At 71.6% G+C, this 13,059-nt stretch carries 14 protein-coding genes and 2 tRNA genes; 2 read left to right on the top strand and 14 right to left on the bottom strand.

The features are described from left to right. Positions 1–6 precede the first annotated feature (6 nt). The 6 genes from ABRP24_RS14055 to leuC form a co-directional block, all read right to left on the bottom strand. Positions 7–1,089: a D-alanine--D-alanine ligase family protein gene (locus ABRP24_RS14055; protein WP_349848844.1), complete on the bottom strand. Its 1,083-nt coding sequence runs from the start codon at positions 1,087–1,089 to the stop codon at positions 7–9. Between the two features lie 59 nt (positions 1,090–1,148). Beyond that, complete coding sequence (locus ABRP24_RS14060) at positions 1,149–2,162, bottom strand: NAD(P)H-dependent glycerol-3-phosphate dehydrogenase (RefSeq protein ID WP_031259730.1); 1,014 nt, start codon at positions 2,160–2,162, stop codon at positions 1,149–1,151. 79 nt (positions 2,163–2,241) lie between these two features. Next, the gene (locus ABRP24_RS14065; RefSeq protein WP_349848846.1) at positions 2,242–3,066 is read right to left on the bottom strand and encodes a lysophospholipid acyltransferase family protein; all 825 of its coding nucleotides are present in this window, start codon (positions 3,064–3,066) and stop codon (positions 2,242–2,244) included. A 5-nt stretch (positions 3,067–3,071) separates the two neighbouring features. Beyond that, on the bottom strand, positions 3,072–4,439 hold the full coding sequence (murA, locus tag ABRP24_RS14070; RefSeq protein ID WP_071244875.1) for a UDP-N-acetylglucosamine 1-carboxyvinyltransferase: 1,368 nt from the start codon (positions 4,437–4,439) through the stop codon (positions 3,072–3,074). Beyond that, on the bottom strand, positions 4,439–5,035 hold the full coding sequence (gene leuD / locus ABRP24_RS14075; protein WP_301581250.1) for a 3-isopropylmalate dehydratase small subunit: 597 nt from the start codon (positions 5,033–5,035) through the stop codon (positions 4,439–4,441). The genes murA and leuD overlap by 1 nt, the downstream gene beginning before the upstream one ends. Further along, positions 5,035–6,492 carry a 3-isopropylmalate dehydratase large subunit gene (gene leuC / locus ABRP24_RS14080; protein WP_349848849.1) on the bottom strand — a complete coding sequence of 486 codons (1,458 nt, stop codon included), beginning with the start codon at positions 6,490–6,492 and terminating at the stop codon, positions 5,035–5,037. Before leuC ends, leuD begins: the two co-directional genes overlap by 1 nt. A gap of 180 nt (positions 6,493–6,672) precedes the next feature. Between leuC and ABRP24_RS14085 the strand changes: the two genes are divergently transcribed. Continuing rightward, entirely contained in the window at positions 6,673–7,740 is a 1,068-nt protein-coding gene (locus ABRP24_RS14085; RefSeq protein ID WP_027465907.1) for an FUSC family protein, read from the top strand. 300 nt (positions 7,741–8,040) lie between these two features. Here the strand turns inward: ABRP24_RS14085 and ABRP24_RS14090 are convergent, their stop codons facing one another. The 5 genes from ABRP24_RS14090 to ABRP24_RS14110 form a co-directional block, all read right to left on the bottom strand. Continuing rightward, a complete protein-coding gene (locus ABRP24_RS14090; RefSeq protein WP_027465908.1) occupies positions 8,041–8,646 on the bottom strand; it encodes a histidine phosphatase family protein in 606 nt (201 codons plus the stop codon). Next, positions 8,643–9,032, bottom strand: a complete 390-nt coding sequence (gene crcB / locus ABRP24_RS14095; protein ID WP_027465909.1) for a fluoride efflux transporter CrcB — start codon at positions 9,030–9,032, stop codon at positions 8,643–8,645. The genes ABRP24_RS14090 and crcB overlap by 4 nt, the downstream gene beginning before the upstream one ends. Further along, the gene (locus ABRP24_RS14100) at positions 9,029–9,475 is read right to left on the bottom strand and encodes a CrcB family protein (RefSeq protein WP_214522357.1); all 447 of its coding nucleotides are present in this window, start codon (positions 9,473–9,475) and stop codon (positions 9,029–9,031) included. Before ABRP24_RS14100 ends, crcB begins: the two co-directional genes overlap by 4 nt. 106 nt (positions 9,476–9,581) lie before the next feature. Beyond that, positions 9,582–9,657 (bottom strand) — tRNA-Glu (locus ABRP24_RS14105). 33 nt (positions 9,658–9,690) lie between these two features. After that, a tRNA-Glu gene (locus ABRP24_RS14110) sits at positions 9,691–9,766 on the bottom strand. 103 nt (positions 9,767–9,869) lie between these two features. Here ABRP24_RS14110 and ABRP24_RS14115 point away from each other — a divergent pair. Next, positions 9,870–10,766, top strand: a complete 897-nt coding sequence (locus tag ABRP24_RS14115; RefSeq protein WP_349848852.1) for a DUF72 domain-containing protein — start codon at positions 9,870–9,872, stop codon at positions 10,764–10,766. A gap of 112 nt (positions 10,767–10,878) precedes the next feature. On the opposite strand, the gene ABRP24_RS14120 is transcribed toward ABRP24_RS14115, so the two are convergent. From ABRP24_RS14120 to ABRP24_RS14130, 3 genes are read right to left on the bottom strand one after another with little or no spacing between them, the layout of a single operon-like run. Beyond that, positions 10,879–11,514, bottom strand: a complete 636-nt coding sequence (locus ABRP24_RS14120; RefSeq protein ID WP_349848854.1) for an MBL fold metallo-hydrolase — start codon at positions 11,512–11,514, stop codon at positions 10,879–10,881. Between the two features lie 10 nt (positions 11,515–11,524). Continuing rightward, on the bottom strand, positions 11,525–12,541 hold the full coding sequence (locus ABRP24_RS14125; protein WP_349848856.1) for a LacI family DNA-binding transcriptional regulator: 1,017 nt from the start codon (positions 12,539–12,541) through the stop codon (positions 11,525–11,527). 20 nt (positions 12,542–12,561) lie between these two features. After that, a complete protein-coding gene (locus ABRP24_RS14130; RefSeq protein ID WP_349848858.1) occupies positions 12,562–13,059 on the bottom strand; it encodes a hypothetical protein in 498 nt (165 codons plus the stop codon).

The raw sequence follows: 13,059 nt of genomic DNA on the forward strand, positions 1-13,059 counted from the left end.
CGCCCGTCAGCGGACGGCCGCGCGACCCAGCTCGATGAGCTCGGTGACGAGCTCGCCGTAGGACACCCCCGACGCCGCCCAACAGCGCGGGTACATCGACAGCGGCGTGAAGCCCGGCATCGTGTTGACCTCGTTCACGACGAAGCCGTCGTCGGTCAGGAAGCAGTCGACACGGGCGAGCCCCGAACCACCGATGGCCTCGAACGCGCGGGCACCGATGGAGCGGATCTCGTCGGTCTGGTCGTCGGTCAGCGGTGCCGGGCAGAGCAGCGACTCGTCGCCGCCCAGGTACTTCGAGGCGAAGTCGTAGAAGCCGTCCTCGGCCACGACGATCTCGCCCGGCAGGCTCGTGCGCGGCACTCCGTCACGGCCCTCGAGCACGGCGACCTCGACCTCGCGGCCGACCACACGGGGCTCGACGATCACCTTGGAGTCGTGCTCGAATGCCAGGTCCATGGCGGCACCCAGCTGCGAGGGCTCGTCGACGCGCGAGACACCCATGCTCGACCCGGCGCGGGCCGGCTTGACGAACAGCGGCCAGCCGTGCGCGGTGATCGTCTCGGCGACGTCCACCGGGTCGGCCGCCCACTGCCGGCGCAGCACGGTGGTCCACGGTGCGACCCGCAGCCCGGCGTGCTCGAGCACGGCCTTCGCGACGTGCTTGTCCATCGCCAGTGCGCTCGCGAGCACGCCGTCGCCGACGTACGGCAGCCCGGCGATCTCGAGCAGGCCCTGGATCGTGCCGTCCTCGCCGAAGGGGCCGTGCAGGATCGGGAACACCACGTCGACCGGGATCGCGGTGACCGTGCCGTCGGGGTGGGACACGACGAGTTCGTTGGTGGCCGGCGAGGTCGGGAACGCGATCCGCGTGCCGTTGTCGGGCACCGTCGGCAGCGCGCCGTCGCGGATGGTCCACTGCGCCGGGTCGTCCGACTGCAGCGTGAAGGCACCGTCCTGGGTGATCCCGATCGGCACGAGGTCGTACTCGGCCCGGTCGACGACGTCCATGATGCCGCCGGCGGTCACGCAGCTGATCTCGTGCTCGCTCGAGCGACCGCCGAAGAGCACGGCGACGGTGGTCCTGGGCATGGGGGTTCCCTCGGGGATCGTGGGCACGGGAGTCCCTTCGTGACTCGGTGCGGGACCGGTCACTCGCCCTGCGGCTCGTCGGTCTCGGTGAGGTGCGGCGCGATGTTGCGCGGATCGAGCCTACCGGCGAGGACCTCGCCGACCTGGCTGACGATGGGCATGTCGACGCCGTTCGCCGCGGCCAGCTCGAGGATCGGGGCGACCGAGGCCAGCCCCTCCGCCGTCTGGTTCATCTGGCGGACGACCTCGTCGAACCGGTAGCCCTGGCCGAGCAACCGCCCGGCGGTGTTGTTCCGCGACAGCGGCGACTGGCACGTGGCGATGAGGTCGCCGAGGCCCGCGAGCCCGGACAGCGTCGACGACTGCGCGCCGAGCGACACCGCGAAGTCGGTCATCTCGGCGAGGCCGCGCGTGATGATCGAGGCCTTGGTGTTCTCGCCGTAGCCGACCCCGTCGACGATGCCGATCGCGACGGCGATGAGGTTCTTCAGCACGCCGCCGAACTCGGTGCCGATGACGTCGGTGTTGATGAACGACCGGAAGTACGGGTTCGTCGCGACGGCGGCGACGTCGGTGGCGGTCTCCAGCGACGACGACGACACCACGGCGGCGGTCGGCTGCCGACGGGCGATCTCGAGCGCCAGGTTCGGGCCGCTGGCCACCGCGATGCGGTCCTGGTCGATGCCGAGGCCCTGCAGCAGGACCTCGCTCATCCGCAGACCCGTGCTCTTCTCGACGCCCTTCATCAGACTGACGACCGGCACGTCCGCGGGCAGCAGCTCGCGGATCGCGGCGAGGTTCGAGCGCAGGGTCTGCGAGGGCACCGAGACGTACACCTGCGAGGCGCCGTCGAGCACGCGCTCGAGGGACGTCGACGCGGTCAGGGTGCGGGGCAGGTTGATGCCGGGCAGGTAGTCCGAGTTGCGCTTGGTCTCGGTGATCTCGCGGGCGACCTCGGGGCGTCGGGCCCACACCACGGTGGACGCACCACCCTCGGCCAGCACCTTCGCGAACGTGGTGCCCCAGCTGCCGGCACCGATCACGGCCACCCGGGGCTTGTCGGTCGACTGCATGACCACCCGGATCGCGGCGGTGTCGAAGGCCCCCGGAGCCGCGGCGGCGGGGTCGGGTCGGTCGTCGTGGGGTCGGAGGTCACTCAAACCGGCCGGTCTCCTTCTGGTTGTTCGCCGCCGGGTCCCAGCGGGTCGCGGGTGCCCGTTCGCCACGGAGCACCTCGAGCAGCGCGGTGATCTCGCGCATGACGAGTTCGGTGGCCTCGCCGAGCATCTGCTGGTCGATCTGCCGGCCGCGGTACGCCGACAGGTCGACCGGGTCACCGATGATCACGTCGACGCGGGACGGCGGGAACAGCCGGAGCTTCTTGCCGTACCTGGCCATGATGTTCTGCGTACCCCAGTGGGCCATCGGGATGAGCGGCACGTCGTTCTCGAGCGCGATCCGCACCGCGCCCGTCTTGCCGCGCATCGGCCACAGGTCGGGGTCGCGGGTGAGCGTGCCCTCGGGGTAGACGATGATCGCCCCGCCCTGCTCGACCAGGGACCGGCCTCCACCGAGCGGGTCGCTCAGGCGCGTCCGGCCGGAGCGTTCGACCGGGATCTGCCCCATGCCGGACATGAGCTTGCCGACCACGGGCACCTTGAACAGCGACGCCTTCGCCAGGAACCGCGGCGCCCGCTTCGAGATGTACACGGCGGTGCCCACGACCAGGGGGTCGATGTTCGTGAAGTGGTTCGGTGCGAGCACGAACGCGCCCTCCGCCGGCAGGCGGTTCGGGCCGTGCCAGTGGTAGCGCGCCGAGAACCGGAACGTCGGGATGACGATCGAGGCGACGATCCGGAACGCGGTGTTCAGCTCACCGCGGCTCCACCGGCGCCCACGCACGGGGAGGCCGGTCGTGACCTGCGCGTCGGAGCCGCCACGGGCCTCCAGACCGTCGCCTCTCGCTTCTGCCGGCACCGTGCCTACCCAGCGAAGTCGAAGTCGGCGCCGAGCTTGCGCAGCTTCGGGATGAAGTGCTCGTAGCCGCGGCTGATGATGCCGACGTTGGTGATGTGCGACTCGCCGTCGGCGGTCAGCGCCGCGATGAGGTGGCTGAACCCGCCACGCAGGTCGGGGACGCGGACGTTGGCGGCGTGCAGCTTCGTCGGACCGGTGATGACGGCGGCCTGCTCGAACGGGCGGCGGGCCACGCGGCGGTCGTGGCCGGGCAGCCCCTCCTTGTGCACGACGATGTCGGCACCCATCTCGTTCAGCGCGTCGGTGAAGCCGAAGCGGTTCTCGTAGACGGTCTCGTGAACGATGCTCTGGCCCTCGGCCTGGGTCAGCGCGACGACGAGCGGCTGCTGCCAGTCCGTCATGAAGCCGGGGTGCACGTCGGTCTCGATGACGACGGGCTTCAGGGTGTCCAGCTCGCGGTAGAACCGGATGCCGTCCTCCTGGATGTCGAACCCGCCGCCGACCTTGCGGAAGACGTTGAGGAACGTCATGAGCTCCTGCTGGTTCGCGCCCTCGACGAAGATGTCGCCGTTGGTGGCGAGCGCGGCGGAGGCCCAGCTCGCGGCCTCGTTGCGGTCGTTGATCGCGCGGTGTGTGTAGCCACGGAGCGACTCGACGCCTTCGATGAAGATGACGCGGTTCGGCTCGACCGAGACGATGGCGCCCATCTTCTGCAGGATCGCGATGAGGTCCATGATCTCGGGCTCGATCGCGGCGTTCCGCAGCTCCGTGACGCCCTTGGCGAGGGTCGCCGAGAGCAGGACCTGCTCGGTGGCGCCGACGCTCGGGTACGGCAGCTCGATCGAGGCACCCTTCAGGCCGTCCGGGGCCGTCAGGTGGATGCCGTTGACCTGCTTGTCGACGACCGCACCCATGGCGCGGAGGGCGTCGAGGTGGAAGTCGATCGGACGGTCGCCGATGCGGCAGCCGCCGAGGTCGGGGATGAACGCCTCGCCGAGCTTGTGCAGCAGCGGACCGCAGAACAGGATCGGGATGCGGCTCGACCCGGCGTGCGCGTCGATCTCGGCGAAGTGCGCCGACTCGACCCGCGACGGGTCGAGGATGAGTTCGCCTCGTGCAGGATCGGTGATGCGCACGCCGTGCACCTCGAGCAGCCCGCGGACCACCTTGACGTCGGAGATGTCCGGCACGTCACGGAGGATCGACGGGGTGTCACCGAGCAGCGACGCCACCATGGCCTTGGTCGCGAGGTTCTTCGCCCCACGGACCTCGATGCGTCCCACGAGCGGCTTGCCCCCGCGGATGACGATCTCGTCCGACTTGAGGCCCACGCGCGCCCCTGCGGCCGCTGCGTCCTGTACGAGAGAGTTCACTACTTCACCGGCAATGTCTTCGGCCGCCAACTGGAGCGGCGGGATTCGAACTCCGTGATCGAGGTCTCGTCACGGAGGGTGAGCCCGATGTCGTCGAGCCCTTCCATCAACCGCCAACGAGTGTAAGCGTCGATCTCGAAGGGGACGTCCACATCCCCCAGCGACACGCGCTGCGTCTCGAGGTCGACCGTCGCCTCGATGCCCGGGTTCGCCTCGATGGCGACCCACAGGCGCTCGACCTCCGGTTCGGTCACGATCGCCGTGACCAGGCCCTGCTTGCCGGCGTTGCCCTTGAAGATGTCCGCGAAACGGGGCGAGACGACCACCGTGAAGCCGAAGTCACGGAGCGCCCAGACGGCGTGCTCGCGGGACGAGCCGGTGCCGAAGTCCGGCCCGGCGACGAGCACACGGGCGCCCTGGTAGCGCTCCTGGTTCAGCACGAAGTCGGGGTCCTGCCGCCACCCGGCGAACAGGGCGTCCTCGAAGCCGGTCTTGGTGACGCGCTTCAGGTAGACCGCGGGGATGATCTGGTCGGTGTCGACGTTCGACCGCTTGAGCGGCGCGGCGATGCCGGAGACGGTGGTGATCTTGTCCATCAGAAGGTCCCCTCGGTGGCGGTGGCGGACGTCGCCGCCGCGATCTCGTCGTCGGTCTCCAGGTCCCACGGGCTGGACAGCGTGCCCCGCACCGCGGTGGCCGCGGCGACGAGCGGCGAGACCAGGTGTGTGCGGCCGCCCTTGCCCTGGCGACCCTCGAAGTTGCGGTTCGAGGTGCTCGCGCAGCGCTCCCCCGGTGCCAACTGGTCCGGGTTCATCCCGAGGCACATCGAGCAGCCGGCGAACCGCCACTCGGCACCGAACTCGGTGAACACCTTGTCGAGCCCCTCGGCTTCGGCTTCGAGCCGGACCCGCGCGGAGCCGGGCACGACCATCACCCGGACGCCGTCGGCCTTGGTGCGGCCCTTGATGATCGACGCGAAGGCCCGCAGGTCCTCGATGCGCGAGTTCGTGCAGGAGCCCATGAACACCGCATCGACGGCGATGCCCTTCATCGGGGTGCCGGCGGTGATGTCCATGTACTCCAGGGCGCGGCGTGCGGCGGCCTGGTCGTTGGGGTCGCTGTAAGCGGCCGGGTCCGGCACGCTCTCGGACAGCGAGACGCCCTGGCCGGGGTTCGTGCCCCAGGTGACGAAGGGCTCGAGATCGTCCGCGTCGATGAACACCTCGGCGTCGAAGACGGCGTCCTCGTCGGTGGCGAGCGTCTCCCAGTACGCGACGGCGTCGTCCCAGTCCTGCCCGGTGGGCGCGTGGTCGCGGCCCTGCACGTAGTCGTAGGTGGTCTGGTCGGGGGCGACCATGCCGGCGCGGGCACCGGCCTCGATCGACATGTTGCAGATCGTCATGCGGCCCTCCATCGAGAGGGCGCGGATCGCGGAGCCGCGGTACTCGAGCACGTAGCCCTGCCCGCCGCCGGTGCCGATCTTCGCGATCACGGCGAGGATGATGTCCTTCGCCGTCACCCCCGGGCGCAGCGTGCCCTCGACCGTGATCGCCATCGTCTTGAAGGGCTTGAGCGGCAGGGTCTGCGTGGCGAGGACGTGCTCGACCTCGGACGTGCCGATGCCGAACGCCATCGCGCCGAAGGCTCCGTGGGTGCTGGTGTGCGAGTCGCCGCAGACCACGGTGATGCCGGGCATGGTCAGGCCGAGCTGCGGGCCGACCACGTGGACGATGCCCTGCTCCTTGTCGCCCAGGGAGTGCAGCCGGACGCCGAACTCCTCGCAGTTGCGACGGAGGGTCTCGATCTGGATCCGGCTCGTCGGGTCCGCGATGGGGCGGTCGATGGCGAGCGTCGGGGTGTTGTGGTCCTCGGTCGCGATCGTCAGGTCGAGGCGGCGCACCGGTCGCCCGGCCTGCCGCAGGCCGTCGAACGCCTGCGGACTCGTCACCTCGTGCACGAGGTGGAGGTCGATGTAGAGGAGGTCGGGGTTGCCGTCCTCGCCCTTGACCACGACGTGGTCGTCCCACACCTTCTCGGCGAGCGTCTTTCCCATCAGCTCAGCCCTCCTCGTCCTCGTCGTTGCGCCGCGACCGCGGCCCGATCAGGCGACTCTACCATTGGTATACCAACGCGCGGCACCCCGCCCGTCGCGGGTTCGTCACCCCTCGGCGGCACAGCCTGGAGGCCCGTGGCGACTCCCCGACACCCGTCGCGGTGGGAAGATGGTGACGACATGACGACACCTGCGCACTCGACCCGGACCATCAACCTCGAGGGCGCGGCACGCGCCGCGATCGCCGGTGGCGCACCGCTCGCGCTGCTCATCGCCCTCGGCATGCCGGGGTACGCAGCCTTCGCCATGTTCGCCGGGTTCACCGCCATCTTCGGTGCGACCGAGCCCTACCGGCAGCGTGCGGTCACCACCGGTGTCGCTGGTGCACTGCAGGCGCTCTGCATGTTCGCCGGCATCGGGGTCGGGCTCGTCGGGTCGCCGCTCTGGCTGCAGGCCGTGGGTCTCGTCGTCGTCCTGGTGGTCGCGGTCTGTACCCTCTCCACGCTCCGGGCGATCCCCGCGCAGCCGATCTTCCCGGTGTTCGCGTTCGTCGTGTCCGCACTCGTGCCGATGCGCCCGGCGGACGTCCCGCTCGTCACGACGATCATCGTCTGCTCGGTGGTCTGGGCCTGGCTCGTCGCGATGTCCGGTGCGGTCCTCCGTCGGGTGTTCCACCCGCACGCCCCGCACCGGTTCCGCCCGCTGGCCGACCGCAAGCACCGGTCGCTCGCGATCCTCGGGACCCCGGCGCTGTGGGAGACCGTCGCGCTCAACGTCGTCGGGTCACTCGTCGCCGGTGCCGTCGCGGAGTCGATCCCCGGGCTCGGACACCCCTACTGGGCGGTCATCGCGGTGGTCTCGACCCTGCCGGCGATTCGCCAGCGGCACACCGTGGTCCGCGCCGGGCAGCGTGTGGTCGGCACGATCGGCGGCACGGTCATCGCGGTCGGCATCCTGCTGCTCGAGCCGTCGGCGTGGTGGATCGTCGTGCTGGCCGTCGTCGGACAGTTCTTCGCCGAGATCTTCGTCGCCCGGAACTACGCCGTGTGCCTGCTGTTCCTCACCCCGCTCGCCCTGGCGGTGTCGTGGTTGAGCCTGCCCGAGGCACCCCAGCTGCTGGCGCTCGACCGCATCGCGCAGACCGTGCTCGGTGCCGTGGTCAGCGTGGGGCTGCTGCTCGTCGGGCGTGCGATCGAACGCCGGCGTGGCCGTGCCCTGGGTGCGACGAGCGCGATCCGGACCGTCTGACGCGCCCGGTCGTTCCGGGCGTACCTGGTCGAACCGGGCGTACCTGGTCGAACCGGGCGTACCGGGTCGAACCGGGCGTACCGGGTCGAACCGGGCGTACCGGGTCGAACCGGGCGTACCGGGTCGTTCCTTTCGACCAGGAACGCCCGATTCCGCCTGCCATCGCGCGTGACAGGGGAAGGAACGGGCGCGGACGGCGGACGGGAGGCCCGTGGCGGCGCCGCCACGGGCCTCCCGTCCGTCCGTGGTCGCGACCACCGCGTCCGTCGCTGACGCGAGCCCGCCAGCCCCACCCCCGCGTCAGTCGCGCGGCTGGATGTTCCAGGCGTCGATGACGGGGCGACCGTGCTCGTAGCCGAGGATGCTGACCGAGGCGGTGCCGAGCTTCAGCACGGCGCCGTCCTGCGGCGCGAGCCGGATCCACGCGGCACCGAGTGCCCGCAGCACGTGGCCGTGGGCGATGAACACCGCGTCGTGGCCCTCGGCGAGCACCGGGCGGGCGCGGTTCAGGATGCGCTCGACGCGGACCCGGACCTCGGCGGCGTTCTCACCGGGGGTGTCGCCGGCGGGGACCCCGTCGGTCCAGAGGTCCCACGGTCCGTGGCGCAGCACCTTGATCTGCGGGGTGGTGAGGCCCTCGTACGCGCCGTAGTCCCACTCGTACAGGTCCTCGTCGAGCTCGGGCTCGACGCCGATCAGGTGCGCGGTGTCGCGGGCGCGCTGCAGCGGGCTCGACAGCGCCAGCGCGAACGACCGGTCCCCGAGGTACCGGCCCGCGCGCTTCGCCTGCTCGACACCGTTGTCGGTGAGCGGGATGTCGGTGCGGCCGGTGTGCTGCCCGCTCTTCGACCACTCCGTCTCTCCGTGACGGACGAGGACGAGTTCGCCGGGGCGTTCCGAGGTCATGAGTTCCTTCCGATCCAGAGGCCGAGCGCAGCTGCGCCGACCGAGACGACGAGCATCCCGAGGCCGTTCAGGACGGCGAGCCGGGTCTTGCCGGATCGGAGGAGCTGTACGGTCTCGACGCTCGCCGTCGAGAACGTCGTGTACCCACCCATCATGCCCGTCCCGAGCACAGCGACCGTCGAGGCGGGGACGGCGCCCGCCTGCCCGAGGCCCGTCAGGACCCCGAGCACGAGCGACCCGGACACGTTGATGAGCAGGGTCCCGACCGGGAACCCGGCGAACCGGGAACCGGCGAGGCGGCCCTTGACGACCCCGTCGAGCACGAAGCGCAGGGCGGCGCCGGCTCCCCCGCCGACGGCGACCAGGACCAGTTCGACCGGGCTCATCGGGCGTCCTGCAGCGGTTCGGGGCGGGTGCGGGGCCGGGTGGCCGCGGCGACCCACAGACCGAGGACGACCGCGACGAGTCCGAGCACGACCGAGAGCAGGGCGTACCCGCTGCCCGCCGTCCAGCGGCCGAGGTCGAGCAACTGCGCGGTGTCGTCCGCCAGCGTGCTGTAGGTCGTGAAACCGCCGAGGACGCCCGTGCCGACGAACAGCCGGACCGCGCGACGACGACCGACGTCCGGGCCGCGGCGTGCGAGCGCGTCGAGCAGGAAGCCGAGGCAGAACGCCCCGGCGACGTTGATCACGAGGATGGCCCAGCTGATCCCGTCGTGCGCGGGGAACGCCGCGGCGAGGAGTGCGCGGACGGCCGTCCCGATCGCGCCGCCGAGGGCGACGAGGGCGACGAGCCTCCAGCGCAGGTGCAGTGGGCGTTCGGCGTGCATCGTGCTCCCGTCGCGAGGCGATCGTTCCCCGGGCGACGGGGACGATCCAGGCTAGCCGAGACGACGAAACCCCCGCCGAGCCGGAGCTGGACGGGGGTTTGCGTGCTGGTGACCCCAGCGGGATTCGAACCCGCGTTACCGCCGTGAGAGGGCAGCGTACTAGGCCGCTATACGATGGGGCCGCGGCTGTTGTCGGACTCGGAGCATGTCACCTGTGGTGACCCCAGCGGGATTCGAACCCGCGTTACCGCCGTGAGAGGGCAGCGTACTAGGCCGCTATACGATGGGGCCGTTCCGACAACTCGACAAGTATTGCACAAGGCTCGCATCCGCACCAAAACGGGGCGTGTCGCCCGGGTGTGCCGCCATGTCGGAGCAGGCATACGGTGGATCGATGACGGCGGACCACGACGCGATCGCAGCGCCTCGACACGTCGGCGGCAGCCCCTCGGCCACGGTCCGGATCGGCCTGTCCGGGTGGCAGTACGACGGCTGGCGTGGGGACTTCTACCCCGAGGGCCTCGCGAGGCGGCGGTGGCTCGAGCACGTGGCGTCGCGGTTCCCGACGGTGGAGCTGAACGGATCCTTCTACTCGCTGCAGCGTCCGGCGCGGTACCGGGCGTGGCGTGCGGCCTCGGGCGGGCAGCCGTTCCGGTTCGCGGTCAAGGGCGGCCGGTACGTCACGCACATGCTGCGGCTGCGGAACGTCGAGACCGCGCTGGCGAACTTCTTCGCCTCGGGTCCGCTGGAGCTCGGGGACACCCTCGGGCCCGTCCTCTGGCAACTGCCCGAGCGCCTGCTGCCGACGCCGGAGGTGCTCGACGCGTTCCTCGGGGTGCTCCCCCGGACGCACGGTGCGGCCGCTGAACTCGCACGCCACCACGACGACAAGGTCCCCGCCGAACCGGACGGTCTCGTGGAGCCGGAGGAACCGGCGAGGCCGATCCACCACGCGCTCGAGGTCCGGGCGGCCGGCTTCGGGAACGAGCACCTCGACGTGCTGCGCCGGCACCGCGTCGCCCTCGTCGACTCGCACGCCGGCGACTTCCCCCGCTTCCGGGCGGACACCGGGGCACCGCTCGCGTACCTCCGGCTGCACGGCGCACCCCGGACCTACCACGACGGGTACTCACCCCGGGCACTCGGCGGGTGGGCGACGACGGTCCTCGAGCACGCCGAGGCCGGCCGTGACGTCTACGTGTACTTCGACAACGACGCCGAGCGGCACGCTCCGTGGGACGCCCTGACGCTCGACCGCCTGGTCGCGGCGCGACTGCGCCGCGCTTCGTGAGCAGAGATGGTCGCCTCGGGCGCACGGACCCGACCGTTCCTGCACACGATGCGGACAGGAGGCGCGTGGCGGCGCCGCCACGGGCCTCCAGGCCGCGCAGCGCAGCGCAGCCCTAGAGCGTGAGCGACTCCCCCGGACGCAGCACGACGAGCGACCCGGCGGGCTCGACGGCCTCGCGGAGCCGCCCCGTGTGCATGCCGAGCCCGACCTCGGACAGGGTGGCCTCGTGGATCGGGTACGCGCGGGACGGCGCGATCGCGGCGACGTAGTCCATCATCTCGGCGACCTTGAGCCACGGCGCCCCGACGGGTGCCGCGAGGACCTCGACCGGGACGCCCGGGTCCGTGTAGGAATCGCCGGGGTGGAACAGCCGGCCGTCCACGAGCACGCCGGTGTTGTCGACGATCGGCACCGAGGCGTGGATCAGCTGGTGCCGAGTGCCGTGGAAGGTGAGCGCGAAGGGCCCGATCGTCCGGTGGTCACCGTCCGTGACGACGTCCACCGTGACACCCGCCTCGGCGAGCGCCGCGCGGACCCCTTCCGGTCCGATGACGACGGCACGGGGGTTGGCGTCGAGGATGCGCCGGACCTGCTCGGGGGTGACGTGGTCCGGGTGCTCGTGCGTGACGACGACGGCGACGACCCCGGTCACGTCGACCGGTCGGGTGAAGTTCCCCGGGTCGAGGACCAGGCGGGCGTCCCCCTCGGCGATGACCTGGCAGGCGTGTTCGAGTTTGGTGACCTCCATGCGGGCGACCCTACGCGGCACCGTGCGAGCGGGGACCCGTGGTCGCGCGGACGACCAGGTGCGCGGGTGCCGCCGCGATCGGGCCGGCGACACCGCCGTCGACCTCGGCGAGCACCGCCCGTGCAGCGGTGCGTCCCTGGGCCACCGGGTCCTGCGCGACCGTGGTGAGTCCGACGGTGGCGCCGTACTCGTGGCCGTCGATCCCCATCACGGACACGTCCTCCGGGACCGCGAGACCGGCTCGGCGTGCGGCGAGCAGGACGCCGAGGGCCATCTCGTCCGAGGCGCAGAGCACCGCCGTCGGTCGCTCCGACGCGGGCTCGGCGAACAGCACGGCCCCGGCGGCGGTCCCGCCGGCGAACGAGAACCGGCCGTCGAGGGACCACCGTTCCGGCACGGCCTGTCCCGACGACCGCACGGCGTCGAGGAACCCGTCCCGCCGCAGGTGCGGCACGGCGACGTTCATGCCGGCCTCGTCCTGCCCGCCGACGTAGGCGATGCGCCGGTGGCCGAGGCCGTGCAGGTGCTCGACCGCGATCCGGGTGACCTCGCGGTCGTCGACGCCCACGTTCCGCAGGCCCGGTGCCGGGCCGCCGATGACGACGATGGGGTGCCGGCTGAGTTCGAGTTCGGCCCGTTCGGTGGCGTCGAGCACCAGGGAGAGCAGGACGAGGCCGTCGACGCGGTGCCGCAGCATCGAGCGTCGGAACGCCCGGTCGCGGTCGCCGCCCGGGCCGCCGAGGTTGTAGAGGACCAGGTCGTACCCGGCCTGGCGGAGCTCCGCGTCGACACCGCCGAGCGCCTTGACGTAGAACCAGCGGTCGATGACGGGCACGACCACCCCGACGGCGCGCTGACGACCGGTGGCGAGGCCGGCCGCCGCCGAGCTCGGGACGTACCCGAGTTCGTCGGCGACCCGCTGCACCTGCTCGATCGTGGTGTCGGCCACGTTCGACATGCCGCGGAGCGCCCGCGACACCGTGGACTTCGACAGCCCCGTGACGGTCGCGATCTCCTGGATCCCCATCGGTGCGACCCGGGAGGCCGTCAGCCGTCCGTGCCGTGCGTCACGTCCGCCGGTGCGTCGGGTCCACGGCGTCGGGCAGCCACCGCGGGCACGCCGCGGTCCGCCCGGCGTTCCGGTACCCGTGCGGTGCGCGCCTGCCGTCGTGCAGCCGGAGCGACCTCGTCCCAGCCGGCGTGCTGGTGCACCCGTCCGTCCGCGCCGGGTCGAGGCCTGCGACCGGTGGGGTCGGTGACCGACGTGTGCACCGGGGCCACCGCGGGCGCAGCACCGACGCCCCGGGGTACGGACGCACCCGTGCCGTCCTGCGGTGCGGTGCGGCGGAGGACGGCGACCCGCCACCGGTCCAGGGCGACGACGCCGAGCACGCACACGAGCAGGGTGAGCGCCCAGCCGAGCGCCGGTCGCCCGGTGAGCTCGCAGAACACCGTCACGCCGAGGAACAGGACGCCGAACATCCCGACGAAGCCGATCGACTCCTCGATGCGGGCGGTGGGACGGGTGGGTCCGCGCTGCGCCAT

The sequence above is a fragment of the Curtobacterium sp. WHRI 8282 genome (assembly GCF_040223925.2).
Taxonomy (GTDB): domain Bacteria; phylum Actinomycetota; class Actinomycetes; order Actinomycetales; family Microbacteriaceae; genus Curtobacterium; species Curtobacterium flaccumfaciens.